This is a genomic window from Arthrobacter rhizosphaerae (genome assembly GCF_023062595.1).
GTDB classification, from domain to species: Bacteria; Actinomycetota; Actinomycetes; order Actinomycetales; family Micrococcaceae; genus Arthrobacter; species Arthrobacter rhizosphaerae.
Window position 1 is genome coordinate 59,304 of record NZ_JALLAN010000019.1, and the last position, 26,187, is coordinate 85,490.

The window sequence follows — 26,187 nt, forward strand, 5'->3', positions numbered from 1 at the left end:
CATGACAGCCGGAATTTCTTCTGGCAATCAGAGCGACCCTGACGGGACTTGAACCCGCGACCTCCGCCGTGACAGGGCGGCGCGCTAACCAACTGCGCTACAGGGCCTTGCTTTTTTCTTGCTTTTCTGCAGTATCACTACCGCAAATTTTCAAGGCTTTTAGCCTACCAGACTTTCACATCCGGTTTGACCGCGTTCCTTGCGTACCCCCAACGGGATTCGAACCCGTGCCGCCGCCGTGAAAGGGCGGTGTCCTAGGCCGCTAGACGATGGGGGCCAGAACTCAATCCGCCTGAACGAGGGCAAAAATTAAGGGCCGAAGCCTTCCGTTTTTGTCCTTTCGTTTCCGTCGAACTGGACCTATAAAACTATAGGGGCAACCCCGGGATTATCCAAAATTGGCGAGATGGGGCCTTTGTCACAGGAGCTAACAGCTCTTGGAAGTTGGCAGTTTTTCGGGTAGACATGGCCGATTTCCGCCAGCCGTTCTGTCCCTGCGGCGGTTAGATTAGCCTCATGGCAAGCACAGCCGAAACGAATCCCGCGCAACCGCCCCGCTCCCAAGAGGTGCCCGCGGCCGCGTCCACCCAGCAGGACATACCCACAGGCGCCATTCCCGCCGGCAAGGAGCCCATCAACAAGCGGGGCGTGGCCGCCGTCGTCATCACCGTAGTCCTCTGGGCGTCCGCCTTCGTGGGCATCAGGGCCATAGGCCCCAGTTTCTCCCCCGGGCCGCTGACCCTTGGCAGGCTGGCGGTTGCCGCCGTCGTCCTGGGCCTGTTTGTGCTCCCCACGCTTCGCCGGCTGCCCCGTGGCCGCGAATGGTGGCCGATCCTTGCCTACGGCGTGATGTGGTTCGGCGGCTACAACGTGGCCCTTAACGCCGCGGAGCACCTCCTGGACGCCGGTACCAGCGCGATGCTGATCAACGTCTCCCCCATCATCGTGGCGGTTCTGGCCGGCTTCATCCTGAAGGAAGGGTTTCCCCGCTGGCTGATCATTGGCAGCACCCTGGCGTTCGGCGGTGTGGCCATGATTGCCATTGGCTCGGGTCAAAGGTCGACGGCGGACGTGGTGGGTGTACTGCTCTGCCTCCTCGCCGCGGTGCTTGCGGCCGTCAGCGTCATCATCCAGAAACCAGTTCTGAGGAAGTTCCCTGCCGCCCAGGCAACGTGGTTCGGGATTATGGTCGGAACGGTGTGCTGCCTGCCTTTCACCGGGCAACTCATCACGGAGGTTCAGCAGGCGCCCATCCCGGCAACACTGGGCTTGCTTTATCTGGGGATCTTTCCCACAGCCATCGCGTTCACCACTTGGGCCTATGCACTGTCCCTGATCGACGCCGGCAAGATGGCCGCCACAACCTACCTCGTTCCCGGCACCACGATCCTGATCTCGTGGCTGATCCTGAGCGAAGTCCCCACCATTTGGGGTCTCATCGGCGGCATCATCTGCCTTGTGGGCGTGGGCCTGACGAGGCGCAGGTCCCGCTAGAGTTCTGGGTATGCAAGCAAACCTGCCGCCGGGCCTCCCGATCATCCCGGATGGCGGCGATTCCTCACCCTTTCCAATGTCCGCTGAGGATTTCGAGGCCGCCGTCAGCGCCGCCTTGGAGCGGATACCCGCTGATATTGCAAAGGCAATGGACAACGTGGCGGTGTTCATCGACGACGATTACCTACCTCAACCCGGGGAAGACCCGGACACTGTGCTGTTGGGACTCTACGAAGGGGTACCCCTGACTGAACGGGACGGGTGGTGGGACGCAGGATCACTACCTGACCGCATCACCATCTACCGGCAGCCCATCCTGGACATCTGCAGCTCGCGTGAAGAGGTGATCCAGGAGGTTGCCATCACTGTCACCCACGAGGTTGCCCATCACTTTGGCATCAGCGACGAACGGCTCCACGAGCTGGGTTGGGGCTGATCAGCGGACGCGGTATTTCACCGCTCCGTCACCTGCGCCGTTAGGACTAGCCTTGTAGGCATGGGACATGACCACGGCCACACACACGGAATGACGGCGACCGGGCGCCACCGAAACAGGCTGATAGCCGTCCTGGGCATCACCCTGGCAGTGGTCCTGATCCAGATAGCGGGCGGAATCGTTTCAGGTTCGCTGGCTCTGCTTGCTGACGCCGGCCACATGCTGTCCGACGCGGCCGGGGTTTTCATTGCGCTGTTGGCCGCCTGGATCGCCTCCCGTCCGGCGAGTGACCTCAGGACCTACGGCTACCAGCGGGCTGAAGTCCTTGCGGCCCTGGCCAACGCCTTGGTGCTGATAGTCATTTCCGTGGTCATTTTCATCGAAGCAATCCGCCGGTGGGGCTCCGAGCCCGAAGTCCAGACGGACATCATGCTCTACGCAGCCATCGTGGGCGCCGTTGCAAACCTGATCTCCCTCCTGATCCTGCGCAGCGCGCAGAAGGAAAGCCTCAACGTCCGCGGAGCGTACCTTGAAGTGCTGGGCGACCTGCTGGGGTCGTTCGCAGTTATCGCGGCGGCCCTTACCATCATGTTCACCGGGCTCCATGCTGCCGACACCATCGCCTCAATCATCATCGCAATCATGATCCTGCCGCGCGCCTGGCACCTGCTGCGGGACGTGGTGGATGTCCTGCTGGAAGCAAGCCCGAAGGGCGTGGAGGTCCAGATGATCCGGGAGCACATCCTTTCTGTCTCAGGGGTGGTGGCTGTCCACGACATCCACATCTGGACCATCACTTCAGGCGTGCCCGTGTTCTCCGCCCATGTAGTGGTGGAGGACGAGTTGTTGAGCGCGGCAGGCGCCGACCAAGTCCTGGACAAACTGACCACCTGCCTTGGCTCCCACTTCGATACAGAGCACTGCACGTTCCAGTTGGAGCCTGCAAGCCATGCCGAACATGAGTCCCACCAGCATGCTTAAGTCCGACACGCCGACGCCGCCTACGCACGTTCGCCACTGCGATTCTTTATGTTAAAGATGAGGCTCTTGTTGCCAAAGTGGTTTTAGAGCACGTACCCTCGGGTTTGCTGCACCATTCGCCGAGGGACTTTCTGCGCGCAGAACCTGCACCTCGTTCGCTGAAGCCCGACACGACGAGGTTTGCCCATGGCTTGGACCGGTTCCGCCCGAAGATCCGCCGTGCTGTGCAGCGCTGTCACACTCCTCTTTTCGGCCACGCTGCCTGCAGCTGCAGCCCCGACAGCAGCCGCGTTATCTGCGAGCCAGGCAGCGGCAGCAAGGTTCCCGTCGGCACCCTTCCCGGCGAAGCCTGAGATCCCGTCGCCCGAAGACATCGCGTCCGCCAAGGCCAGTGAAAGCGCGACGGCGGATGAGGTCGCCAGAATCGACCGGATCCTTGCAGCGACCGCAGCTGAGCAGAATGTGACGGCCGCGGCTTCAATGCGCGCCAACAACGCCTATGGTGACGCGCTCGTAGAGCTCCGCGCACGCCAGGAAACCGCAAGCCTTGCCTCTGCCAAAGCCAGGGCCGCCGGCACGGAACAGCAGAACACCCGTAAGCAGGTTGGCCAGATTGCGGCGGATCTTTACCGGAATGGCGGGCTTAGTCCGGCCCTCAGCACGGTGCTCTCGGGGAGCGGCGAGAGCCTGCAACAAGCTGCCACCCTCGAAGCAATCTCAGCCGACCGCAGCCGTGCCTTCGAATCAGCGGAAACAGCCGCAGCGGCAGCGGAGTCTTTGACCGCAGCAGCCGAGGAAGCGAACAAGGCGGCGGAAGATGCAGCCCGAGCTGCTGAGGACCGGAAGTCAGAAGCCGACCACGCCAACGCTGCGCTGTTGAAGAGCATCGCCGGCGCCAAGGATCAGCGCACCGTACTGGTCAGCCAGCTCGCGTCGCTGAAGAACACCACCGAAGCGCTCGAGTCCGCCCGGGTTGAGGCGATGGAGCGGCAACGCCAGCAGGAGCTATTGGCTGCCATCACCACCGCGAGCCAACGGCACGCCGCAGGGTCCCCGACGGAGGAGGCGCCTCCTCCGGCCGCTCCCCCGGGTCCGAACCCCGGGCCTGCACCCGTCCCCACCCCTGGAAACCCGCCGTCTGCCGCGCCGGTGCCGGCCCCTGCGCCTCCTCCTGCACCCGCTCCTCCGCCCGCACCGGCTCCACCTGCACCCGCCCCTGCTCCTCCGCCCGCACCAGTACCAGGCGGATCCAACCAGGCTGCGATCTCCGCAGCCCTCGGCAAAGTCGGTGCACCGTACTTCTACGAGTACGGCGGCACGGGGCCGTACGGGTTCGATTGTTCAGGATTTGTGCAGAACTCCTTCGCGGCGGCTGGAAAGTATCTGCCCCGTACCGCAACCCAACAGTTCGCCCAGGCACCGGGCCGTGTTCCTCTCGCCCAGGCACAACCCGGCGATCTGCTGGTGTGGGGTTCACCGTCGGACTTCAGCCACGTAGCGATTTACCTGGGCAACGGCCAAGTGGTGCAGGCCTTGAACCCGCAGGCCGGGATCGAGGTCACCCCGCTGAGCTGGATGGCCGGAATGCAGTTGTACCCCTACGCTGCCCGGTACTAATTCACATCCTGTACTGGCACGCTCCTTACACGTCCCGCGTGTTCCTTGCAGGAGATGCGGCCATAAGGCGTGAACTGCCATCTAGAATGCGTGGGTGGACCTTTCACATCTCGGCGCGCCGATCGGGCCGAAGGTCCGTGTCCACGGCGGGTTCGCCAACCGGATGTACCGGCTCGACACCGACCAGGGGTCGTTCGCGGTGAAGGAGTTGAACCTCGTCGACCGCCGCTGGACCTATCGCGTCGAGGACGTGTTCAGGTTTGAGCGGGCGGCCTTCGCTGCCGGCATTCCGATGCCAGAGCCGATCTCGGCCAGCCACTACACGCTTGTTCACCGATGGGTCGAGGGCGAGAAGGTGCCCGAAGCGCCAGTGTCGGCGGCGTACGCGTTTGAGATCGGTGAGATCCTCGCGCGCATCCACGCCCTCAACGTCGCGTGGACCCCTGTGTCGATCGAGGACCCGACGCCATGGGACTGGCCCGAGCTCGCCGCGCGTGCGGCGGCGACCGGACAGCCGTGGGCCGACTACCTCGCCTCTCACGTCGATACGTTCCTCGCGATTGCCCACTTCGTCGACACCTGCGAACGGCCAGGCCCCGTCGTGCTGACGCACAGGGACATCCAACCGTGGAACCTGCTCGCTCGAGAGGGCCGGCCGGTGGTGCTCGACTGGGAGCTCTCGGGGATGCTCGACCTGTCCAGTGAGCTCGGCTCGACCGCGCTGAGCCTCGCGAAGGGACCTGGCTTCGACGACATCAAGCCGGCCATTTTCCGCTCGGTTCTCGACGGCTATGTCGCGGGGGGCGGAGCGCTGCCGCCGTCAGGTCCAAGCTGGTTTGTGTTCATGATCGACGGCTGGCTGGGGCACACGAGGTGGAACATCCTCCGGTGCCTCGCCGGTGTCGAGGCGAGCACCGGCCCTGACCTCGCGCTGTCGCACGAGTCCGTGCGCAACGGCGTGCGTGGCCTCCCCGACCTGTTCAGCCGGCTTCCGGAGCTCGAGGCGCTGCTCGTGTGACAGTGACCTGCGTCGGTGCTTGGTACGCGGCGTAAGCCTGCCCTCAATTGTGCGCTTGGATGCGGCTACGCTTGTGGTGCACCGGCAGCCGCGGCCTACGACAGGATGTCCTTCGTAACGAACCTGCTGTAGGCGAGGGCTCCGAAGACGGCCACGTAGCCGGCCTGCAGCCAGGCGTTGCTGGCGAAGGAGTCCCATCCGATGGGTTGGCGAAGCAATTCAGAAAAACCCAGCCAGTAGTGGCTGAACAACCATGGATGCAGCCACTCCAGCTGGGGCAATGCGTCCAGCACCTGAGACACCACAGACAGCACCACGGTGGCGGCCATTGCTCCGACCGGGACATCGGTCAAGGTAGACATGAAAAGGCCAATGGCAGACAAGCCCAGCAAAGAAACGGCAATGTAGGCCGCAATCAGGATCAGCCTCAGCACCGCCTCGGCCGGAGCGATGGTATCGCCGGACAGCAGAGTCACCCGGCCCACCGGGAAAAGAGCCGCACCGATTGCCGCACCGGTGAGGGCAATCACCAAGGGCGCGACGATGCAGAAAACCAATGCGCCGGCGTACTTGACAAGCAGGAGCTTGACCCGTCCCGCCGGTGCCACCAAGAGGTAGCGCAGCGTGCCGAGTCCCGCTTCGCCGGCTACGGTATCGCCCGCCACCACCCCAACAGTAAGGGGCAGGAAGAGCGGGATGGACACCAGCATTCCCGTAACCCCGACAAAGAGACCGTTCTGCGTAATCCTGTCCAGGAATGCGGGGCCACGGCCCGGCGGCACAGCTGAAGAAAGCCGCACCGCGACGGCAATCAGAATCGGGATAGCTGCAAGCGCCGCCAGCATGGCCCACGTCCGCCGACGACGGAACAGGACCGACAATTCAGATCCAAGGAGAGACCAGGCCGACGAGCCCCTCCCTCGTTCTAATGCAGCACTGCCGGACTCCCCGGTCACTCCACCAGCCAGGCTCTCACTGGGCAGCTTGTCACTGGGCAATGTCGAACCCCTCCCCCGTCAGCGCCACAAAGCGGTCTTCGAGGCTTCCTTGCTCTACAGCAAAACCCCTGACCCGCACTCCGGCATCAACCAGGGCGGCCACAATGTCCTCCGGTGCCACTACACCGTCAGCAGCCACCGCGCCGTCCGGATCCGGAAGCGACGCCGTCAACACACCGGTTGTCGGGGCGGCGCCGTCCGTAACCGGGGTGAGGCCCAACCGCACGAGCACGGCAGAGGCGGTTCCGGCGTCGGGCGTTAACAAGCGAAGCGTTCGGCCGCCGGACTGGCGCAGGGAGGCCAGGGTCCCCTGCGCCACCAGGCTGCCAGCGCTCATCACCGCCGCGTGTGTACAGATCTGCTCCACTTCGGCGAGGAGGTGGCTGGAGACGAATACGGTGGCGCCATCGGCCGCCAGTGAGCGGACGAGGTGCCTCACCTCCCTTGTGCCCTGGGGATCCAGGCCATTGGTGGGTTCATCGAGCACCAGGAGTTCACGGGGAGACAGCAACGCGTTGGCGATGCCGAGGCGCTGCTTCATCCCCAGGGAATAGGCCCGCACTTTCTTACCAGCAGCATGGGTCAGCCCCACCCGCTCCAGCGCCCTTTGCACACGCGCTGCCCGGGTTCCGCGGACAGAATGGGGATCGGCCGCATCGAAGCGGTGCAGATTAGCTGTGCCGGACAGAAAAGGGTAGAAAGCGGGCCCCTCCACCAGGGCACCAACACGTGGCAGCACATCCTGAAGTTGCCGCGGCATCTCCTGGCCCAGCACACTGATGGTCCCCTCGGAGGCGGCGGCGAGACCGAGCATCATGCGGATGGTAGTGGTCTTTCCGGAACCGTTCGGGCCGAGGAATCCGAAGACCGATCCCCGGGGCACGGCAAGATCAATATTATTCACTGCCAGCTGGCGGCCGAACCGTTTGCTCAGCCCCTTCGCCTCGATGGCAAGGTCATCAGCCGTACTGGCACCCGTCACCTTGGCGTGGCTGCAGACTGCAGCATCTCCACGGGAACTGCACCAACGAAGATCCGGCCGTCATCGGTAAACAGGACGTTCAGCAAGGACGTCGACAGGACCTTTCCGCCCGGAACACTGACCATGGCTTCCTGCAGCAACGGCTCCCTGGCCAGGAGCCCTTCGGCGTCAAGGGCATCCCCGCCCACACGGAATCCGACTATTGTCTCCCATCCGCTGCCGGTCACCTGGGGACGTCCAACGTCGGTGAACCCACCGCTGTGGCCATCCGACCCGGGCATGCCATCCCGCCCTGGCAACACGTCACGTCCGGGATAAGCCCCGAGAGGACGCGGGGGCGGCTGCAGTTCCTTCACGGTGGTGCCCGAAGGCGGTGAGAACTCAAAGAGCGCGGAATCAGGGGCACCAAGGGACAGGCTGGTGTAGGCAAGCGAGAATGCCGGCTCAGCTTGTCCGCGGGCCATCACCTGAAGGGACAGGGGCAACCCGTTCTCGCCGTCCACAGCTATGGACACAGAACCCACCAAGGTCTGCTGCGAGCGCGGTGTGAGCACCAGGTTATACGCAGTACGGCCAGCCACCTGAACATCGGGTCCTACCGAGATGTCCGTACTGGGGTCCAGCTTGGCCAGCAGTTTGTCGGTCAACTCGGCGGGCGTAGGCATGCTGGAGGAGTCCGGGAAACCAGGCTTTACCGGCGTTTCCAAAGGCTCGTGCCCTGGGAGCCTTGTCGCGGAGAGTTCCGGCAGCGTGATGTGGACGGCGGACTGGTCCTTCGAGCTGTACCACCACAGTTCCCGACCGTTCCTTACGACGTCCCGCTCGGCCATCGGGTCTAAGATTTGGATCCTCATTTTGGTGGGACCGTCTTTGTAAACCCGTGCTGTGTGCGGCCCGGAAAGGAGCTCAAGCCAGGACGTCTGGGCGGACGCTGCTGACGGGCCCGTCTGAGGAAGTTCGGGCAGACCAAGGCTGGAATTCTGCTGCACGGTCCCGGAGAGTGCGTCCACCTTGTGCTCGGCCACAAGCGCCAAAACCTGCTCAGGACTCTTGGCTGGGAGGGGATCCACGGCACTCGCCGGCAACGAACCCACCGCAACACCGGCCGCGATTACTGCTGGAACCACTGCAGCAGGCATCCACCGCAGCAACCGGCGGTTCATGTCAGTTCCGATCCAACGTCGCAACTCATGGTTCAAGATTACGCCTCGAAGGTCAGGCACGCCCGGGGTCAGTCCCCGTTGTTTCAGGCACCTTGTTCAGGCTGCTGGTTCAGGCAGCGCCGAGCATCGGGCCGAACTTGGGCCTGTCTGCCAGCCGCGGGTCGTCCTTGTCCGGAACTACCAAAACCGGACCCTTCGCGTGATGCAGGATGCCGTCAGAAGTAGAGCCAAGGAGCATTCCGGCAAAGCCGCCCCTGCCCCGGGTTCCCACCACCACAAGCTCCACGTGCCTGCTCGCCTCCACCAAAACATCAACCGGAGTTCCATCCACAAGCTGGGTCTCAATGGTCAGGTTGGGATAATGACTCTGCAGCCAGGCCACACCGGCGTCCAGCTGGACCCGGATATCGGCGAACAAGGCCTCCCGGTCCATCGGTGCCGGCACCCATGCCAGGGAGCCGCTGTATTGCGGAACGGCGCATACGCCCCGCAGCTTGGCCCCCATCCGCTCTGCCTGCGCAGCCGCTTCGAGAACAGCCACGCGGGCCTGCTCAGAGCCGTCGACTCCCACCACAACCACGTTCTCCACAGGCTGACTGCCGGATTTCTCCTGCTCAGCGCGGACGCGTTTGTCCGTAGTGGTTTCGCCCAGGCGTGCAGCGCAGACAAGAGGCACGGTCACAGTCGGGCACTTGGCGTGGGCGGGAAGCGCGCTGCTGACCGATCCCAGGAGCCGTCCTACAAACCCGCCCCGGCCGCGGGTGCCGAACACCAGGAGCTCGGCTGTCTCTGACATCTCCAGGAGGACACCCGAGGCGTCACCGTTCTCTACGGAAGCGTCAACATCGATGTCGTAGGGGGCCACCTTGTCCACAGCCTGCTTCAGGATGGCCTCGGCACCTTCCCGAATGACCGAATCATCGACAGTGGCGTAACCGCCGTCCAGCCCTGAAGCGGCGAAGATCGGCACTGAGTATGCCGTCACAATATGCAAAGGACGACGGCGGCGTTCTGCTTCGCGTGCGGCCCACACGAGTGCGCACTGGCTATGCTCGGATCCGTCGACACCCACAACAATTCCCTGCGGGGAGACGACGTCGTCATCTCCCTCTGATTCCGGGTGCATCTGTTGTCGGGCCATGGGGTCCGCCTCCTCGCGATACTGCCTGATGTTCCGGCTATTCTGCCAGAAGATCCCGCCCTCGGATGACACTTGGGGCGCGGACCTGCAGCTACTCGGAAAAGCCGTTCCTGAAACTCACTATTCTCGTTTCCCAGACACTTGGCAAGTGCCTGTAACGGCAGGTTAGCGGGAAGGAAATTCGGCGGAAACAATGGGGTTGGAGCGCGCGCATCCTCCCAGGGTGCTCGCCGCACTCAGATCAGCCAATCTTGGGCGAACCCTTTCCAGAGCCGGAAAAGTTCTGTAGTCTTCGAGGCGTTGTTGGAGCGGTTGCGTGTTCAGAACATGCTTCCAATTCAGTGAGGCGGCCGCACTTTGGGGGTAACGGAGCGCGTGCGGAACAGCAACGCTCCGCATTTCGAACCATCAAGGAGGATCCCGGTAGTGTCAAGCATGCCTATATACGACGGGGCCGAGAAGACCACCACGGTGATCATCGGCACGGGTCTCTCCGGACTGGCCGTTGCCAGTGAACTTCGCCGCCATGGGGTGGCCTCCATCCTTGTCGAAGGACTCGACGCCGCGGGTGGCTCCCCTGCACCTCTTACCGCTTCCCTCCCCCGCTGCGACGCCGGAGATGCCGGGAGCCGGCAGGAAAGAAACGAGATCCTCCGGCATCTGCGTAACTACGCAGCCAGCCATCACCTGGACATCCGGAATCAGACCTTCGCCGTGCAGCTGGACAGGATTGCACCCGGGACCACGGGCGGCTCCGTTCATCAATGGGCGGTCCACACCGCAGAAGGTGTGCTCTTTGCAGACCACATTGTGTTGACCCGGTGCGGGCAAAGCCAACTCCGCCGGATGTTGTCCGAATTGGGAATGACAGTGGGCCAGAACTTTGCGGCCGCCATGCGTGCGGTAGGCATATACCTCGTGGGAGTGGGCGAGCTGGTGGCTCCGACCCCGAAGGACGTCCTCAGGCAGGCAAAAGTTGTAGGCCAGGCCATCGCTGCAAAAGTTCACCCGGACCGGGTTCCGTCCATACTTACCGGCAGCTTCGCCGCTTTGCCTTCTCCGGCCTAGAAGTGTTATCGCTCACTTGAACGGGGCAGGAGCCGTTAGGCCCGTGAAGACGGCAACTGGTCATCCTGCTCGAGCTCCTCGTCCCGGGACGGAGCGAGCCGCCGCTTTGCCATGACACCAAGGGCCACCAGGAGGCCCAAGGCTACCCCGGCAAAAATCACCAGGCTCCAGGGAAACGGCTCTGAAGAATCTGCCGCAATTTCCGGCGGTGAAGTAACGCCGGGCTGGGCTGTTCCAAGGGTAGGCACGGCACCCTGAGTGGCGGACGGTGACGATGCTGCCGGCGTCGAACCTGCTCCCGGAGTTTCGGTGCCAGTAGCCCCGGACGTGGCCGTGAAAGTGAAGCTTCCCTCGATTGGATGCGAATCCGAGCTGACAACCCGCCAGACAACCGTGAAGATCCCTGCCGGTGCCCCCTCTTTGAGTTTCTGGGACGCCACGTTGTCCACGATCTCAACGTCGCCTTCAGCCCAATTCGTTCCGGCGCCGTCATTGACCCGGATCTGCGAGCCGAGGGCCAACGGATTGTTGTTGAACGTGATGGATACCTGCTCGGGCGGTGTTGGGACTGTGGCACCTTGCGCCGGGCTGCTGGACTCGGCCACGTCATGGGCTGATGCCGGAATGGCCCCTGACAGCATGGTGGCGGCGAGAAGACAAAGGCCGATGAGAATTCGCAGCGGCTGGCGGATGGAACGCATGAGGGGACAACTCCTGTGTGTTGGCTTCCTTACAGACTAGGCGAATTTGTGCGTCGGTCCCGGGGAGCCCTAATAGGATTCAATGCATGACTTCAACGCGCGGTGGTCTCATGCTCAAGCAGGGCTCGGCCCTGGACCGGTACTTTATGATCTCGGAGCGGGGATCCAACGTCTCCCGTGAGATCCGTGGCGGCTTTGCCACGTTCTTCGCCATGAGCTACATCGTGGTGCTCAACCCGCTGATTCTCTCCGGAGCAGATTCCAGCGGCGCCACCCTGGGTTTCCCTGCGGTGGCCGCCGTCACCGCTTTCGTGGCCGGCATCCTGACCATCCTCATGGGTGCCTGGGCCAAACATCCCTTCGCCATGGCCACCGGCCTTGGAGTCAATGCCTTCGTGGCGGTCACGGTGTCCACCAACCCCGGCCTGACCTGGCCGGATGTGATGGGCCTCGTGGTCATCTCGGGCATCACCATGCTCATCCTCGTGCTGACCGGATTCCGCACAGCTGTCTTCAAAGCAGTGCCCGACGGATTGAAGACGGCCATCGTCGTCGGAATCGGCCTGTTCATCGCCCTGATCGGATTGGTGAACGCAGGCTTCGTGCGGCGGATCCCTGACGTCGCCGGCACCACCGTACCGGTGGGTCTGGGCTTCGACGGCAAGCTCCTGGGCTGGCCGACTCTGGTGTTCGTTTTCGGCCTGATCCTGACCATCGCGCTTGTGGTCCGCAAGGTCAAGGGTGCCATCCTCATCGGCATCATCAGTTCCACCGTGCTCGCCGTGATTCTCGAATTCACCCTCCACATCGGCCCAAGTTTCGACGGCAAGAACGTCAACCCGCAGGGCTGGTCTTTGGTAGCCCCCACCTTTACGGAGTGGGCGGCACCTGATCTGTCCCTGATCGGCAAGGCCAACCCGCTTGGCGCCTTTGACCATCTGGGCTTCGTGGCCGCAAGCCTGCTGGCCTTCGTGATCCTGCTGAGCATTTTCTTCGATGCCATGGGCACCATGGTTGGCCTGGCGAATGAGGCCGGCACTGTGGACGATAAGGGCAACATTCCGGATGTGGACCGCGTGCTGATGGTCGACGCCGTTGGTGCCATTGCCGGCGGCGGTGCGTCCGTCTCGTCCAACCAGATCTATGTGGAGTCCGGCGCTGGAATCGGTGAAGGTGCGCGGACCGGCCTGGCCTCGATCGTCACTGGCCTGCTGTTCCTGGTGGCGATGTTCTTCACGCCACTCATCAACCTGGTTCCATTCGAAGCCGTAGCCCCTGCCCTCGTTGTGGTGGGGTTCATGATGGTGTCCCAGGTCGGCAGGATTGACTGGCAGGACTGGGGCATCGCCATCCCCGCCTTCCTGACCTTCACGCTGATGCCGTTCACCTACTCCATCGCGAACGGCCTCGGCGCAGGATTCATCGCATTTGTCCTCATCCGCACCTTCCAGGGCCGCAGCAAGGACGTTCACCCCCTGATGTGGGCTGTGGCGGCGGCCTTCCTGCTCTTCTTCGCTATCGGCCCCATCGAGCAGGCTCTCGGGATTCATTAACGATCCTCTTCGGATCCCGCGGGCACATTCCGGTATTCCGGACACGGCGACGGCGGCACGGCTGGTTTTGGTGCCACCCGTGAGGTGAGCTTGGAGTATGGATTTCACTGCTCTCGTTGTGGACGTACCGCCGCAGCCCTGGACCGGCCGTTTCGACGGCGAAGAAGAGGAACACCGCCGCTGGTGGCAGGCCGTCAAGCCCTACCCGGGGACCCCTCTGGTTCCGGCTGCGGCGGGGACAGGCACGGGCCCACAAGACGCCTCCCAGGCGCTTTTGCCGGCCAGCCCGGACAGCCGCCCGGCAGTGTTCCTCGGTTTTTGCAGCGATGAAGGCGTCCGGCGGAACAATGGCCGTGTCGGTGCTGCCGCCGCTCCGGCTGCCCTCCGGAGTTCCTTAGGTTCACTCGCCTTTCATCTGAACCGCCGTGTCTTCGACGCCGGGGACGTTGCGGTGGCCGGCACCCTGCTGGAGGCCGGGCAGGCTCGCGCAGGATTGGCAGTGTCTGCAATGCTCGACGCCGGAAACCTCACCGTGGTGCTCGGCGGCGGGCACGAAACAGCGTTCGCCAGCTACCTTGGCATTGCGCATTCGGCGGCGCTACTCCAGGGCAAACGGCTCGGAATCCTCAACCTGGACGCCCACTTCGACCTCAGGGACCATCCCGAACCGACCTCGGGCACCCCGTTCCTCCAGATGGCCCAGGCCGAAGCCGCCGCTGAGCGCGAACTCAACTACGCCGTCGTCGGGATCTCTGAACCGAACAACACGGGGGCCCTGTTCAACACCGCCAGGCGGCTGGGAGTGAAGTACCTGCTGGATGAAGATTGCTCTGTGGAGCGGACCCGGGACTTCGTAGCGGAGTTCCTGGACGGTGTGGACATCGTGTATCTCACCATCGACCTGGATGTTCTGCCTGCCGCAGTGGCCCCCGGTGTCAGCGCGCCCGCGGCCTACGGCGTTCCACTACCCGTCATCACCGCCATCTGCCGGCAGGTGGCTGCCAGCGGCAAGCTTTTCCACCTTGACGTGGCTGAGCTGAATCCGGCTGTGGACATCGATCAGCGGACCGCGAGGGTGGCGGCACGACTCATCAACACTCTGCTGTCGAACTAAGGCTCAAGAGAATTCAAGGACCGCAGTGGACCATGGACCCAGCTCGAAGGTGAGTCCGCCGTCTTGGTCCGGTTCGATGTTTGCGCCAGAACCTGCTGGTTCCCCGATCACGGTGAGCCGGGCGGAAGCAGCGCTCGCTCCACCTGGCATCCCTTCCCCGAAGGATACGTGTACCGTCTCGTTCTCCGGCCCCAGATTCCCTGCGAACAACCGCAAGCCGGTGGCATCGGAAACAGGATAAAGAGTTACCGGGCTGTCCTCTGAGGGGTCCTGCCCGACTGAGTGCACAGTCTCGCCTTTCAACCTTGCCAGCTGCCTCAGAAGCTCGCCGGCAGGCGTCAGTTTGCCATCGTCCGCGCGGATTCCCCTGGGAGTCCCGGCTTCGAAATAGGTAATGGATGCCACTCCGTCCACGGTCAGGCTGCTGATGCTGGCCAGCGTCCACGCCGCGGTGAAGACGTGGTCCTGCAGCTCGTCGGATTCGGGTGCCTGGCCGGGAGCATGAATCCGGGGCTTCAGGGTAATGGGGCCGACGTGAACCGGCTTCCCGCCCCCTAGGCGCAGTGCATTCAAGGCCGTGACCCGCTGAATGGGGATGGTTTCCACGATGTGGGCAATCTCAGTGCTGTGGGCCTGCGGTGTGAGGCTGTATGTCAGTGCATCGGCATCGCGGAACGCCGCCGCGTCCTTGGCCCACTTGTTCAGGTCAGTGAAGTGGGAACGCGTTCCGGCGAGTATTTCGCCGCTGAAGCCCGTGGCCTCAAGAGTTCTCTTGAAGTCGGGGAGCAAAGCCTGGTCGGTGCAATTCGTGTCCGGGCTGAAGATCCCCAGCCGCCGGACCGGCCTCAGCTTTTCGGCTTCAGCAAACAGCTCGGGCAGCCCTCCCAGATCCTCAGCCGCGATCCGCACATCCAAGGCGGCGCCGTGAATCGCAGCCTCGGAGGCGGCCGCCTGGAGCCGCGCGGTCCGGACCTCAGAAGGCCCGTACAGTTCGACGACGACGGCGTCCAGGCCTTCCAGAGCCGGCACCCGTTCGCCGTGGCTCCCCGCCACCTCCCCCTGGTTTCCTGTTGGGTCAACGGATATGCCGAGGGGAGGGACAACGCCAGCCGGTGCCCCTAAGGTGAACACCGAAACGGCAGGGCGAAGGGATGCAGCCGTCATGTCCGGGGACTCGATGCTTGCAGCTTCCAGGCTTACCGACTGGCGGACAATATCGCCTGCACCAACGTCAACCGGGATGGGGTCTGCCGACGGCGTGCTGTAGGTCTTGAAGGAGGCATCGGACCAGTTCCGCTGATCCTCGGTCTCGAAAACATCCCCGGCGAAGGAGAGGTCAAAGGCCGTTCCAGCGTCCGCCCACTCGAGGGAGGCGATGTCAGTGAAGATAAGCTCCGGGCTGATGTCCTCGGGAAAACGTCTGGTGGCGACATTGCCCGCCGGCGAAACAGCAGTGATTTCCCGCCCCGATTCGCTCGCAGGGTGCAGCACCACCAGACCGATCCGGTTCCGCCGGAAAGCCGTCTTGGCCCTGCCGTTGAACTCCACATCCACTGTGAGCGGGGTCAGGCGCACTTTGAGCATCGCCTCGTAACGGGCTTCCCCACCGGTATAGTCCACATGGAGCCTGACGGTGACGCCGTCGTCGTCCTCCAAAAACGCCAGGTCGCGGACTGCCGGCTGAAGCGTCCGCCACTGATCGTCCCGGATCACTCCTTTGATGGCGCGAAGTACCGGGCGGCCGGCATACGTGATGTTGGCCAGTTCGTCTCCCACGAGCTCAGCCGTCCAGTTGCCGACGGCGAATGTCCTCGCTTCCGGAGCCAAGCGGTTCTGCAGTGCCGTGGCGTGTTTCAGGTCCAGGAGGCTCATGGCTTTGACCCTATCCGAAGGTGGCTGGGCCCTCAACGGAGCGTGGGAAGATTCGTGGGGGAAAATGGCCACGCGGCGCACCGGGAGCCGAAGGCAGAAACATGCTGGCAAAAAAGGAAACTTTTGGCCACGTCTTGAATGTGGGCCCCGACACATGACATCATCAGGCCACAGGATAACGATTTCCTCAAAGCTATTGGGAGCGATCCTCGAGGTTGAGGTTCCTGATTGACAGGATCTGGGAAATTTCCTTGTCCTCAGCTTTTTCCATCCCCTTAGCGTAAGTAAGACCTGCATCCCAAGGAAGTGAACAGATGAGAACAGCACACAAGAAGGTGCTTTCAGTAGCTGCGGCAATCGCCGCGATCGGTCTTGTCAGCGGTTGTGGCAGCGCCACCGCCCCAACAGCCCCTGCCGCGGACGCGGGCCCGGTAACCATCGACGTGTGGGGGTGGGACGCAGAATCCACGCCCAACGTTGTGGCCGCGTTCAACGCCAGCCAGGACAAGATCAAGGTCAACTACGTTCTTCAGGCCAGCCTCAAGGCCACTCAGACAAACTTCAGGAACGTCATGGAGTCGAAGAAGGACATCCCCTGCTACATCCCGGGCATCGGACCCATGGCTACCACCCTTGTCAACGGCTGGGCCCAGGACGTCACCCAGTATGTAGAGCCCATTAAGGACACTTACAGCAAGGGCGCGCAGGCGACCGCACAGGTTGACGGTAAGTTCTTCGGCTTCCCGGCGGGACCCTCGGCAACGTTCATGATGGCCAACAAGGCTGTTTATGAGAAGCACGGACTGGCCGTTCCAAAAACGTGGGAAGAGTTTGTCACCACCGGCAAGGAGCTGAAGAAGCACGGCGTCACGGTGATGAACCTCGCCGGAGAAGACCCCTCAACACTCCTGCAGATGTCCCAGCAGGCCGGGGCCAGCTGGTTCGAGATCGATGGGGACAAGTGGAAAGTCAACCTCCAGGACGACTCCACGATGAAGGCTGTGGACATCATCCAGCAGATGGTGGACAACGACCTGGTAGCCCACCAGACCTACCAGGACAGGCCCGCCCTGTACTCCTATTTTGACAGTGGCCAGCTTGCCACGGTTCCTCTCGCATGGTGGTCCATGGCCGGATACCAGACCAACTTCAAAGCCTCCCTCGGACAGTGGGAAGCAGTCGACGTTCCTCAGTTCAAGGACGCCAAGGAGTTTGTGAGCTCCGGCATGGCAGATCCCGGCTTCGTTCCGGTGGGCTGCGAAAACCCCGCCGCCGCCATCGAATACGTCCACTGGACGGCCAGCTCCAAGGAAGCCATAGAAGCAGGCAGAAACAAGAAAACCGGGGCGATTGGAGTTCCCGCCCACCTGGCTGACGTTTCTTCCTACACGAATGATGTAGTCCCGGACAAGATCTTCGGTGCCCAGCCCGCCGCCGAGGTTGGCAAGGTCATCGCCAAGGCCCAAAATGCGGCCGTCGGCAAGTTCGAGCGCGGCCCGAACTACGACGCCTGGTTCCCCGAGATGCAGGACCAGTGGGGCAAGGCCATGGCCAAGCAGATCACCCTGAAGGAGGCCATGGCCAACGTCCAGACCTTCATCACCAAGGACCTTGACAGCAAGGGCATCAAGTACGAGGTCAGCAAGTAACTACCCCGGTTCTCCTCGGAGATCCGCTACAGAGAGGAGACGCGGATGTCTTCCAGTTTAGAAGTCCGTAATACCCTAGACGGCAAAAAGCAGGAGCCTTCAAGGCCGGGACGGACACAAGGAAGCTCCGCGTCTCCCCGCTTGTCGTGGCGCAGCATTCAACGGATAAAGGGCGCGTCGTTCACCTGGCCATTCGTTGTTGGTTTCGTGGTTTTCACCATCCTGCCGGTCATCGTCGGACTCGCCCAGAGCCTGTACGCCTCAAAGACCAGCGGGCTCGGATTCGGCGCCCCAACCATTAGTTTCGCCGGCTTTGACAACTTTGCCCGCGGGCTCGTGGACGTGGTTTTTTGGGAGTCCATGCTTCGGGTAAGCATCTACGCCGTGGTAATCGTCCCCGTGATCCAGGTGGTCAGCCTGGTACTGGCGCTCCTCATCGATGCCGTTCAGCGCCGCATAGCCAACAGGTTCCGCCTGATCCTGCTGGTCCCATACATGATTCCGGGCATCGTGGCCACCATGATCTGGATCTATCTCTACAGCCCGGTGGTGGGGCCGTTGACTCCCGTCCTGAGTTTCTTCGGGCTTGACGTCGACTTCTTCAGCGGTGAGATGATCTGGGTGTCCATTGGAAACCTCGCACTCTGGGGTGCCATTGGTTTCAACATGCTGATCCTCTACGGTGCGCTGCAGGCTGTCCCCCGGGAAATCTTTGACGCCGCCAGAGTGGATGGTGCGTCCGAGTTTCGGATCGCGATGTCCATCAAGGTGCCTTATGTCCAGACGTCCCTGGTGTTGACGGGACTCCTGTCCATCATCGGAACGCTGCAGATCTTCGCTGAACCGACGCTGTTCCGGTCCATCTCACCGGAGACCATCACTAAGGACTTCACGCCCAGCATGGTGATCTACAACCAGGCATTCCAGGTGGGAAACCTTAACTATGCCGCAGCCCAGTCCATCATCCTCGCCGCCGTGGTGGGGGTAGCTTCGGTGATCATTTACCGACTGACAAAAAAGGTCGACTCATGACCCTCACTTCCGTCACTGCCGACTCACCTCGAACCGACGAAGAGGTGCAGAAATCCGTCCTCAAGTCCCGCCGTCGCCCCCGTCCGAAGAAATTCCGGGAGGCCGATGACTCATCCGAACTGAGCGGTAAGCGTGGCGGTTCCCGGGTAGTGGTCATCATCGGGCTGGTGCTGTTCGCCCTGTATTCCATAGGTCCTGCATGGTGGTTGATCGTTTCGTCAACGAAAACCAAGGAAGACCTTTACACCACCGACGCCATGTGGTTCGCCAACTTCAGCCTGTTCGACAACCTGTCCTCGCTTTTCACCTACCAGGACGGCATCTTCGGACTCTGGATGTGGAACTCCACCCTCTATGCCTTTGCCGGTTCCATCGGCCATACCCTGATCTCCCTGGCGGCGGGGTATGGGCTGGCCATGTACTCCTTCCGTGGCAAGGGAACCACCATGGGCTTTATCATCGGCTCGTTCCTGATTCCGGGGGCCCTGCTGACCATTCCGTCCTACCTGCTCTTTGTGCAGCTGGGCATGTACGACACCATCTGGGCCATGATTATCCCTGCCTTCTTCAGCCCTTTCGCGGTTTATCTGGCAAAGATTTACACCGAGGGGGCGGTGCCCAGCGAATTGCTGGAGGCTGCAAGGATCGACGGTGCAGGTGAATACCGGATCTTCTTCCAGATCGCGTTCCGGCTCCTGACCACCGCTGGTGCCACCATTTTCCTCCTGCACTTCGTGGGCTCCTGGAATGCCTTCTTCGGCCCGATGGTGTTTCTGCGCGGAGCTGACAAATGGCCAGTGATGCTGGGCCTGTACTCGTGGCTGCAGCGTGGCACGGATTCCACGGTGGACCTCACCGGAATGGTGATTACCGGATCGTTGGTGGCCACCATCCCCATGGTGATCCTGATGATCGCGATGCAACGCTACTGGCGCTCCGGAGTGGCCATGGGAAGCCTCAAGTAGGGACTTCATTCCCCGTTCGACGGCGGCCGCCTTCAACGGCGGTCGCCTTAGACTGCGGTGCGGGGCGCTTCGCCCTCGTCGCCAAACTTCTCCACGGCCTTCTCAACGCGAAGGCGGTCAAGCCAGTTCATCACCGGAGCTGTGGTGGCCCCGTGAAGGACCACGGACGTCGCCACTACCAGGCCCACAAGGGCCCACAGCTGGCTGGCCAGGCCGCCAAATTCTCCCTGGCCCAGGGCATAGGCGAGGTAGTAGAGGGAGCCGATCCCCCGAATCCCGAAGAAGGAAATCGCGATGCGTTCCCTGGGGCCGGTTGATCCTCCCAAGAGGCTGATCCAGCCTGCAAGAGGGCGCACCAGCAACAGGAACATCGCGGCCACGGCCACTTCGGGCCACCCGATTCCGGCAAGGAGGCCCCTGGCGATGGCGCCGCCTAACAGGACCAGGATGACCACCGTCAGCAACCGCTCCAGCTGTTCAACATAAGCGTGCAGTATCCGGTGGTACCCGTGCGTGTGTTCAGCGGCCCTGATGGTCACGGCGCAGACGAACACAGCGATAAACCCGTAGCCTTCCACCATTTCGGCAGCCCCGTACGCGAGGAACGTAGCCGCCAACGCCACAAATCCCTCTGAGTGATTCGACAGCCGGACGCTTTCGTGGCGGGCGGAAAAGAAGATCCTGGCGAGGACTTTCCCTGCGAAGAATCCCAGGACAAGGCCGACGCCGATGCGCCACAGCACATCCATGCCGAACCACTGCGGGAACCAGGCACCCGGTGACGTGCCCACGACGCTGAGGGAGATGGCCAGATACACGAACGGAAAAGCAAGGCCGTCATTAAGGCCTGCCTCCGATGTCAGGCCGAACCGGACCTCATCCTCCTTGTCAGCATCCTCTTTCTGGTCCGCAGGCTCCCCCACCTGCACTTCCGAGGCCAGTACAGGATCCGTGGGGGCGAGAATCGCCGCAATCAAGACGGCGGCGGCCAGGCTTAGCCCCAGAAGCCACAGACCTAACAGCGTTAGCGCAAGGATGGACAGGGGCATGGCAATCCCCAACATGCGCCAGGTGGTGGCCCACCTCAACCTCCCGAACGGCCTGTCCAGCGCAAGCCCGGCCCCCATCAGCGAAATGATGACGCAGACTTCAGTCAGGTGCGTTACGAGTTCCCCATGGGCTGCAGGGTCAGGGTTGGGCAACTCCGGGATGATGCTGAACGCCAGGAATCCCGAACCAAGAAACACCATGGGCATGGAGAGCGGGGCATTCTGCAGCAGCTTTGGAGCAATGGCAGCGACGAAAACGGCGATTCCCGCTGCGGCAAAAATGATGCTGGGACCCTCAAACACCCTCCACCTCCCGTCCCGCCTAGAACCAGCACATCAATGACTCGGGCATCCGTGAATCCTGTACTTGCACGGGATCCGGCGTTTGCTCAGGGATCCACCGCATGCTCAGGGACCCCAGTATGAAGCCATCCAGGTCAGCTCGGCCAGAGCCTCCTGGCCCCGCAGCCCCGGATGGAAGTAGTCAAGCGTGCTCACGTCCTCTTGCGTGAATCTGTAGGCATAGACAGCTCCGCGGTCCCACCTGCAGTTCCGGAACCGGGAGCATGACCTGGCGAGAACCGAGTTGAAAGCCTGCTGACGTTGAACCACCGTTTGGCGGTCGGCTTCCGTATTGGACCCGCTGAGCATTGACTGGCATATGTTCGAGCCCGCCCACATCGCGCTGGCCGAAGGGTTTCCATGCAGCACCGCCCACAATTGATACAGGTCCGGAATGCTGCTAATGAATACGCGCGAATGCGGAAGCCTCTCGTCAAGGATGGCAAGAGCAGTCATAACGTGCCCTTCGAACTCTTCGACCGACGTCATGCTTGCCGGAGACGAAGCACAAAGATCATTCGCTCCAATCAATATGGTGACGTATTCGGCGCGTTGGGATGCGGCAGCAGCAGCCTGGGCCGGCAGGTCAGCCGCCGTGGCTCCGCTGACTGCGCTGTTGTTCCGCGAGATCCCGGGTTCCAGTTTGAGCAGACGCCGGTAGTGGCTGTAGATGCCATCAGGAGCGCTGGAGCCAGTAGACCAGGAGAGTTCCGGCTGGTCCCCCGGATGGCAGCAGGCTGAGTGCGCACGCGTGATGGAATCCCCCAGCGCGGCCATGCTCCGCGGAAACGAAGACCCTGGCGGCTGAATTCCGACGGCCAGCAGCACCAAGAGCAGGACCACCAGTACTTTGGTGACATTGCGCATGGGACCGCCTCGAAAGTGTCGGTACTGCCTCGTCGGTCTTCGATGAGGGCTACACCAGAGACGGTACGCGCACCGGCCGGACGGCGTCGATGGTTGAAGAAAAGAATAGTAAGTATGCTGTCAAGTAGTTGGCAGCCGAGAATTAGGGGGCTGAGGATGGCGAAGTGGGCCGGCGCAAGGGTATTGGTGCTTCTCTGCACGCTCTTCCTCCTGCCCGCCTGTGCCCAGAGCATGCCTGCGGACCCCGAGGGAACCCTGGAACGCGTGACCGGCGGGACACTCAGGGTGGGCGCTTCGGACAATGGCGACTGGGTGTCCGTGGATCCAACAAGGGAACCGGAAGGAAGCGAAGCCGAGCTGCTCCGTGAGTTCGCCGGGAGACTCGGCGCCTCAATCGAATGGACGACCGGAAGTGAGCAGGTCCTCGCGGAAGAGCTGAAGCACGGGGAGCTGGACGTCGTGATCGGCGGCTTGGATGACAAAACTCCGTGGGAGAAGCACGCCGGCCTCACGCTGCCTTACACGGAATCCAAGGATGAGCGTGGGGAGACCCACAAGCACGTGATGCTGGTCCGTAAGGGCGAGAACGCCTTCCTGCTGGAGCTGGACAGGTTCCTGGCCGAAGCGGAGCAATCCCCATGAAAAGGAGCCAGCAAGAGCAAATCCGGAATGCTGTGAAATTCGGCCATACGGAACTTCCGGATGAACAGCAGGGGGCCCTTCGCAAGGCCATCAAGATCGAGTGGATCACCATAGCTTTCCTCACGGCCTCAACCCTTCTGGTCTACCTGGTCCTTGGAAATTCGCAGGCGATGAAGGCCGCCTGGGTCGAGGACATGCTGTCCCTATTGCCGCCGATCTCATTCCTGATCGCTGCGCGTGCCATCCGAAAACAGCCCAGCGAGGAGCACCCCTATGGCTTCCACCGTGCTGTTGGAGTCGCCCATGTAGTTGCGGCGGTGGCCCTTACTGTGATGGGCGCCTATCTGATTGTGGATTCCGCTATTGTCCTCGTGACGGTTGAGCACCCCACCATTGGCGGTTTCGACTTCTTCGGGCAGACCATCTGGCTGGGCTGGGTGATGATCGGGGCCATGGTCCTCACGGCCCTGCCTCCCGTTTACCTGGGCCGCGTCAAGCTGAAGCTCGCCGAGCAACTCCACGACAAGGTCCTCTACGCAGATGCGGACATGAACAAAGCGGACTGGATGACAGCCTTGGCAGCCGCAGTAGGCGTAGCCGGGATCGGAATCGGCTGGTGGTGGGCTGATGCTGTTGCCGCCCTTGGCATTTCCGCCAGCATCCTGCACGACGGCGTCAGGAACACCAAGGCATCAGTATCGGCACTGATGGACAGACGAGCCCGGACGTACGACGATACAGCCCCGCACCCTGTTGCGAAGCGGCTGGACGAATATCTCAAAGGCCTGGACTGGGCCACGGATGCCAGATCCCGCATTCGCGATGAGGGTCATGTGTTTCACGTGGAATCGTTCATTGTCCCTGTGGAGGGCAGGATGCCATCCTTGGACCAGCTCGAAAGGGCCCGCCTGGCCTGCGTTGAACTGGATTGGAAGATCCAGGACATGGTGCTTGTTCCGGTGTCCGCCCTGCCTCCTGAGTTGCTTCCGGGTGTTCCCGCACCTGGCGGCGAAAGGGCGTAGCCCGGGGCTGATCAGAAGGCTGTTAGCGCAGGTGATATGCCAGACGTCTTACCTTAAGCACGCGCAGGGTCTAAAATTACCTAGTCCCCCAACGGCATGCCCTACAAGAAAGCCGACACCATGAGCTCTGCAGCCATCGACCCCCTGGCCTTCCCGCCACGGTCAATCAGCCTCAACTTTGCCGCCGCAGAGGAAATCCACGTCGGAATCGAAGACGCCGTCAAGACACTCATCATCGCAGCCAGCCAGGACGGCACGTGCGGCATCCGGGTTACCCGCCACGAGCCCGGGGCCTTCACCGTGGCTTTGGATGAAACCGTGCCTTTCGGCGAGACATATGAGGATCTGGCCTGATTTTCGGCCTGACACATTTTGGCTTGAGAATTTTCGTACTAGAATCAAAAATCCCCGCCCTTTAAGCATCACCCCTACTAGGGATATTGCTTAAAGGGTGGGGACTTTCAAGCGCCTGGTTATTCGAGGTTAGCTCCTACGCACCCTGACGCCGTCGGACTTCATAAACAGCTGAGTCTCTGAGGGCCCCGTTGGCACCAGCCACAAGACCTGCCCGCTGAGCGAGACTTCCTCGACTTCGCCTGCGGCAATGACATGTGCGTGCTTGAGAATTTCCACCCGCTCCCCCGGCTTCAATGTTCCCCAATCGGAAACCGTGCCGGCGTGCGCGATGCGCCTGGACAGAACTGTCCCCCGTGCTTTCATTGAACTTCTACCCCTTTGTGGATGTTCGCTGCCACAACATCTTTGGTGCGGCCTTTGTTACACCTTTATTTTTACTACAGATTCCGGGCCCCCGTTGACCGTGTTGCCTCTTGTTTCGGGGGCGCCGGTGGATCTGCAGCTTCTCTGAATTACCTTCGGCTTCAGGCAAGATTTCCGACGGCGGATTCGGCAGCCTCGAGAATCGCTCCTGAAGCCACCAGCCGGTCAGCCGCCTCCAGTTCCGGTGAGAGGAACCTGTCGGTGCCGGGGCCGTCGACGACGGCGCGCAAAGCCTCAATGACCGCGGACCCTGCCGGTCCCGGCGTGAGTTCCCCGCCGGAGTCCTGGGTGCGGATGTCGAGGGCGCGGGCAGAGGTAACCAGCTCGATTGCCAGCACGCGGCGAAGGTTCTCCACGGCCCGGCGAAGCTTGCGTGCTGCATGCCAGCCCATGGACACATGGTCCTCCTGCATGGCAGAGCTGGGGATGGAATCGACCGACGCCGGTACAGCCAGCCGCTTGTTGTCTGAGACGAGCCCGGCCTGCGTGTACTGCGCGATCATCATTCCGGAATCGACACCGGGATCGCTCGCCAGGAACGCGGGCAAGCCATGGGAGCGTGCCGGGTCCAGCATGCGGTCGGTGCGGCGTTCGGCAATGGAACTCAGGTCTGCCACCGCGATGGCGAGGAAGTCCAGCACGTAGCCTACGGGGGCGCCATGGAAGTTCCCGTTGGAGCTGACGCGTCCGTCCGGCAGGACCACGGGGTTATCGATAGCTGCGGCCAGTTCACGCGAGGCCACCAGTGCAGCGTGATCAACGGTGTCGCGGACCGCCCCGGCCACCTGTGGTGCGCATCTGAGTGAGTACGCGTCCTGGACCTTGGTGTCGTTGATCCGGTGCGAGGCCACGATCGGTGAATTGGAGAGAACCTTCAGCATATTGTCCGCACTGGCCGCCTGGCCTGGGTGCGGCCGGAGCGCGCCGTGGAGTTCGGGAAGGAACACCTGGTCCGTTCCGAGCAGGGCCTCTACGCTGAGCGCTGCGGTGATATCCGCCGTCGTCAGCAGGTGCCGGATGTCCGCTATAGCCATGAGGAGCATTCCGAGCATGCCCTCGGTTCCGTTGACCAGCGCCAAGCCCTCTTTTTCGGCGAGGGTTACGGGGGCGATGCCGTGCGCGGCGAGCAGTTCCGCAACCGGGCTTTCGTCCCGCCCGCCATACGTCACGCCGTCGGGTCCTGCCGCTTCGCCTTCGCCCATGAGTACCAGGGCACAGTGCGAAAGCGGAGCAAGGTCGCCCGAGCAGCCCAGCGAACCGAATTCGCGGACCACCGGGGTGATCCCGGCGTTCAGCACATCAACCATGGTCTGCAGGACCACAGGGCGGACGCCTGTACGGCCGGAAGCAAGCGTCTTGGCGCGCAAGAACATGATGCCCCGGACCACTTCGCGCTCCACTGCCGGACCCATTCCGGCTGCGTGGCTGCGGATCAGCGACTTCTGCAGCTGCGTGCGAAGCTCGTTGGGGATGTGCCGGTTCGCGAGGGCCCCAAAGCCGGTGGAGATGCCGTAGGCGGGCACTTCGCTGTGAGCCAAGCCGTCTATGTGGGCGCGGACTTTAGCCACCTTGTCCAGGGCTTCCTGGGAAATGGTCACTTTTGCGTTGTGGCGTGCGACGGCGAGGACGTCTTCCGGCGTGATCCCGCTTGAGCCGAGGGTAACGGTCAGCGGTTCGTGGGTAATCGTAGTCATGGTGTTC

General features: G+C 62.4%; 24 protein-coding genes and 2 tRNA genes. 14 read left to right on the forward strand and 12 right to left on the reverse strand.

All coding sequences use genetic code 11. The features are described from left to right. Positions 1–33 precede the first annotated feature (33 nt). Both MU551_RS20340 and MU551_RS20345 read right to left on the reverse strand, forming a co-directional pair. Positions 34–107, reverse strand: a tRNA-Asp gene (locus tag MU551_RS20340). Positions 108–204: 97 nt separating this feature from the next. Continuing rightward, positions 205–277: transfer RNA gene (locus MU551_RS20345), tRNA-Glu, on the reverse strand. A 239-nt stretch (positions 278–516) separates the two neighbouring features. On the opposite strand from MU551_RS20345, the gene MU551_RS20350 reads away from it, so the two are divergent. The 5 genes from MU551_RS20350 to MU551_RS20370 all read left to right on the forward strand — a co-directional run bounded on the left by MU551_RS20350 (position 517) and on the right by MU551_RS20370 (position 5,546). Next, entirely contained in the window at positions 517–1,494 is a 978-nt protein-coding gene (locus tag MU551_RS20350) for a DMT family transporter (protein ID WP_247048370.1), read from the forward strand. 10 nt (positions 1,495–1,504) lie between these two features. Further along, the gene (locus MU551_RS20355) at positions 1,505–1,930 is read left to right on the forward strand and encodes a metallopeptidase family protein (protein ID WP_247048371.1); all 426 of its coding nucleotides are present in this window, start codon (positions 1,505–1,507) and stop codon (positions 1,928–1,930) included. A 60-nt stretch (positions 1,931–1,990) separates the two neighbouring features. Further along, entirely contained in the window at positions 1,991–2,911 is a 921-nt protein-coding gene (locus MU551_RS20360; protein WP_247048372.1) for a cation diffusion facilitator family transporter, read from the forward strand. A 186-nt stretch (positions 2,912–3,097) separates the two neighbouring features. Next, entirely contained in the window at positions 3,098–4,528 is a 1,431-nt protein-coding gene (locus MU551_RS20365) for a C40 family peptidase (protein WP_247048373.1), read from the forward strand. Positions 4,529–4,622: 94 nt separating this feature from the next. Then, positions 4,623–5,546, forward strand: a complete 924-nt coding sequence (locus MU551_RS20370) for a phosphotransferase family protein (protein WP_247048374.1) — start codon at positions 4,623–4,625, stop codon at positions 5,544–5,546. Between the two features lie 95 nt (positions 5,547–5,641). On the opposite strand, the gene MU551_RS20375 is transcribed toward MU551_RS20370, so the two are convergent. The 4 genes from MU551_RS20375 to MU551_RS20390 form a co-directional block, all read right to left on the reverse strand. Continuing rightward, the gene (locus MU551_RS20375) at positions 5,642–6,502 is read right to left on the reverse strand and encodes an ABC transporter permease (protein ID WP_308198330.1); all 861 of its coding nucleotides are present in this window, start codon (positions 6,500–6,502) and stop codon (positions 5,642–5,644) included. A gap of 31 nt (positions 6,503–6,533) precedes the next feature. Further along, positions 6,534–7,526, reverse strand: coding sequence for an ABC transporter ATP-binding protein (locus tag MU551_RS20380; RefSeq protein ID WP_247048375.1), 993 nt, complete (start codon positions 7,524–7,526; stop codon positions 6,534–6,536). Further along, a complete protein-coding gene (locus MU551_RS20385) occupies positions 7,523–8,725 on the reverse strand; it encodes a LolA family protein (protein WP_247048376.1) in 1,203 nt (400 codons plus the stop codon). The genes MU551_RS20380 and MU551_RS20385 overlap by 4 nt, the downstream gene beginning before the upstream one ends. A gap of 73 nt (positions 8,726–8,798) precedes the next feature. Beyond that, entirely contained in the window at positions 8,799–9,830 is a 1,032-nt protein-coding gene (locus tag MU551_RS20390; RefSeq protein WP_247048377.1) for a universal stress protein, read from the reverse strand. A 435-nt stretch (positions 9,831–10,265) separates the two neighbouring features. On the opposite strand from MU551_RS20390, the gene MU551_RS20395 reads away from it, so the two are divergent. Continuing rightward, the gene (locus MU551_RS20395; RefSeq protein WP_247048378.1) at positions 10,266–10,898 is read left to right on the forward strand and encodes an FAD-dependent monooxygenase; all 633 of its coding nucleotides are present in this window, start codon (positions 10,266–10,268) and stop codon (positions 10,896–10,898) included. Positions 10,899–10,933: 35 nt separating this feature from the next. Here MU551_RS20395 and MU551_RS20400 read toward each other — a convergent pair whose 3' ends face one another. Further along, positions 10,934–11,599 (reverse strand): copper resistance CopC family protein, encoded by a 666-nt coding sequence (locus MU551_RS20400; RefSeq protein ID WP_247048379.1) that lies wholly within the window; start codon positions 11,597–11,599, stop codon positions 10,934–10,936. A gap of 110 nt (positions 11,600–11,709) precedes the next feature. Here MU551_RS20400 and MU551_RS20405 point away from each other — a divergent pair, with 110 nt between their 5' ends. Together MU551_RS20405 and hutG are read left to right on the forward strand one after the other, a co-directional pair. Further along, positions 11,710–13,152: an NCS2 family permease gene (locus tag MU551_RS20405; protein ID WP_247048405.1), complete on the forward strand. Its 1,443-nt coding sequence runs from the start codon at positions 11,710–11,712 to the stop codon at positions 13,150–13,152. A gap of 97 nt (positions 13,153–13,249) precedes the next feature. Continuing rightward, complete coding sequence (hutG, locus tag MU551_RS20410) at positions 13,250–14,266, forward strand: formimidoylglutamase (RefSeq protein ID WP_247048380.1); 1,017 nt, start codon at positions 13,250–13,252, stop codon at positions 14,264–14,266. A 3-nt stretch (positions 14,267–14,269) separates the two neighbouring features. Here hutG and MU551_RS20415 read toward each other — a convergent pair whose 3' ends face one another. Next, positions 14,270–16,138, reverse strand: coding sequence for a D-apionate lactonase family protein (locus tag MU551_RS20415; protein ID WP_247048381.1), 1,869 nt, complete (start codon positions 16,136–16,138; stop codon positions 14,270–14,272). Positions 16,139–16,452: 314 nt separating this feature from the next. Here MU551_RS20415 and MU551_RS20420 point away from each other — a divergent pair, with 314 nt between their 5' ends. The 3 genes from MU551_RS20420 to MU551_RS20430 are packed head-to-tail and all read left to right on the forward strand — an operon-like array spanning position 16,453 to position 19,784. After that, positions 16,453–17,787: an ABC transporter substrate-binding protein gene (locus tag MU551_RS20420; RefSeq protein ID WP_247048382.1), complete on the forward strand. Its 1,335-nt coding sequence runs from the start codon at positions 16,453–16,455 to the stop codon at positions 17,785–17,787. A 45-nt stretch (positions 17,788–17,832) separates the two neighbouring features. Continuing rightward, positions 17,833–18,819, forward strand: a complete 987-nt coding sequence (locus MU551_RS20425; protein WP_247048383.1) for a carbohydrate ABC transporter permease — start codon at positions 17,833–17,835, stop codon at positions 18,817–18,819. Next, positions 18,816–19,784: a carbohydrate ABC transporter permease gene (locus MU551_RS20430; protein ID WP_247048384.1), complete on the forward strand. Its 969-nt coding sequence runs from the start codon at positions 18,816–18,818 to the stop codon at positions 19,782–19,784. Before MU551_RS20425 ends, MU551_RS20430 begins: the two co-directional genes overlap by 4 nt. A gap of 47 nt (positions 19,785–19,831) precedes the next feature. On the opposite strand, the gene MU551_RS20435 is transcribed toward MU551_RS20430, so the two are convergent. Then, positions 19,832–21,136: a cation:proton antiporter gene (locus tag MU551_RS20435; RefSeq protein WP_247048385.1), complete on the reverse strand. Its 1,305-nt coding sequence runs from the start codon at positions 21,134–21,136 to the stop codon at positions 19,832–19,834. Between the two features lie 105 nt (positions 21,137–21,241). Then, on the reverse strand, positions 21,242–22,042 hold the full coding sequence (locus MU551_RS20440; RefSeq protein ID WP_247048386.1) for a GDSL-type esterase/lipase family protein: 801 nt from the start codon (positions 22,040–22,042) through the stop codon (positions 21,242–21,244). Between the two features lie 156 nt (positions 22,043–22,198). Between MU551_RS20440 and MU551_RS20445 the strand changes: the two genes are divergently transcribed. From MU551_RS20445 to MU551_RS20455, 3 genes are all read left to right on the forward strand, one after another. Continuing rightward, the gene (locus tag MU551_RS20445; RefSeq protein WP_247048387.1) at positions 22,199–22,684 is read left to right on the forward strand and encodes a transporter substrate-binding domain-containing protein; all 486 of its coding nucleotides are present in this window, start codon (positions 22,199–22,201) and stop codon (positions 22,682–22,684) included. Next, complete coding sequence (locus tag MU551_RS20450) at positions 22,681–23,706, forward strand: cation efflux transmembrane domain-containing protein (RefSeq protein WP_247048388.1); 1,026 nt, start codon at positions 22,681–22,683, stop codon at positions 23,704–23,706. Before MU551_RS20445 ends, MU551_RS20450 begins: the two co-directional genes overlap by 4 nt. A gap of 120 nt (positions 23,707–23,826) precedes the next feature. Continuing rightward, positions 23,827–24,060: a hypothetical protein gene (locus MU551_RS20455; protein WP_247048389.1), complete on the forward strand. Its 234-nt coding sequence runs from the start codon at positions 23,827–23,829 to the stop codon at positions 24,058–24,060. A 129-nt stretch (positions 24,061–24,189) separates the two neighbouring features. Here the strand turns inward: MU551_RS20455 and MU551_RS20460 are convergent, their stop codons facing one another. Both MU551_RS20460 and hutH read right to left on the reverse strand, forming a co-directional pair. Beyond that, entirely contained in the window at positions 24,190–24,426 is a 237-nt protein-coding gene (locus MU551_RS20460; protein ID WP_247048390.1) for a hypothetical protein, read from the reverse strand. A 161-nt stretch (positions 24,427–24,587) separates the two neighbouring features. Next, positions 24,588–26,180, reverse strand: a complete 1,593-nt coding sequence (gene hutH, locus MU551_RS20465) for a histidine ammonia-lyase (protein ID WP_247048391.1) — start codon at positions 26,178–26,180, stop codon at positions 24,588–24,590. Between the last annotated feature and the right edge of the window lie 7 nt (positions 26,181–26,187).

Coding starts and splice junctions, on each gene's coding strand:
- MU551_RS20360 (WP_247048372.1), top strand. CDS start 1,991: ATGGGACATGACCACGGCCACACACACGGAATGACGGCGACCGGGCGC.
- MU551_RS20420 (WP_247048382.1), top strand. CDS start 16,453: ATGAGAACAGCACACAAGAAGGTGCTTTCAGTAGCTGCGGCAATCGCC.
- MU551_RS20390 (WP_247048377.1), bottom strand. CDS start 9,830: ATGGCCCGACAACAGATGCACCCGGAATCAGAGGGAGATGACGACGTC.
- MU551_RS20455 (WP_247048389.1), top strand. CDS start 23,827: ATGAGCTCTGCAGCCATCGACCCCCTGGCCTTCCCGCCACGGTCAATC.
- MU551_RS20445 (WP_247048387.1), top strand. CDS start 22,199: ATGGCGAAGTGGGCCGGCGCAAGGGTATTGGTGCTTCTCTGCACGCTC.
- MU551_RS20405 (WP_247048405.1), top strand. CDS start 11,710: ATGCTCAAGCAGGGCTCGGCCCTGGACCGGTACTTTATGATCTCGGAG.
- MU551_RS20415 (WP_247048381.1), bottom strand. CDS start 16,138: ATGAGCCTCCTGGACCTGAAACACGCCACGGCACTGCAGAACCGCTTG.
- MU551_RS20450 (WP_247048388.1), top strand. CDS start 22,681: ATGAAAAGGAGCCAGCAAGAGCAAATCCGGAATGCTGTGAAATTCGGC.
- MU551_RS20365 (WP_247048373.1), top strand. CDS start 3,098: ATGGCTTGGACCGGTTCCGCCCGAAGATCCGCCGTGCTGTGCAGCGCT.
- MU551_RS20440 (WP_247048386.1), bottom strand. CDS start 22,042: ATGCGCAATGTCACCAAAGTACTGGTGGTCCTGCTCTTGGTGCTGCTG.
- MU551_RS20355 (WP_247048371.1), top strand. CDS start 1,505: ATGCAAGCAAACCTGCCGCCGGGCCTCCCGATCATCCCGGATGGCGGC.
- MU551_RS20430 (WP_247048384.1), top strand. CDS start 18,816: ATGACCCTCACTTCCGTCACTGCCGACTCACCTCGAACCGACGAAGAG.
- hutH (WP_247048391.1), bottom strand. CDS start 26,180: ATGACTACGATTACCCACGAACCGCTGACCGTTACCCTCGGCTCAAGC.
- MU551_RS20460 (WP_247048390.1), bottom strand. CDS start 24,426: ATGAAAGCACGGGGGACAGTTCTGTCCAGGCGCATCGCGCACGCCGGC.
- MU551_RS20425 (WP_247048383.1), top strand. CDS start 17,833: ATGTCTTCCAGTTTAGAAGTCCGTAATACCCTAGACGGCAAAAAGCAG.
- MU551_RS20395 (WP_247048378.1), top strand. CDS start 10,266: ATGCCTATATACGACGGGGCCGAGAAGACCACCACGGTGATCATCGGC.
- MU551_RS20350 (WP_247048370.1), top strand. CDS start 517: ATGGCAAGCACAGCCGAAACGAATCCCGCGCAACCGCCCCGCTCCCAA.
- MU551_RS20400 (WP_247048379.1), bottom strand. CDS start 11,599: ATGCGTTCCATCCGCCAGCCGCTGCGAATTCTCATCGGCCTTTGTCTT.
- hutG (WP_247048380.1), top strand. CDS start 13,250: ATGGATTTCACTGCTCTCGTTGTGGACGTACCGCCGCAGCCCTGGACC.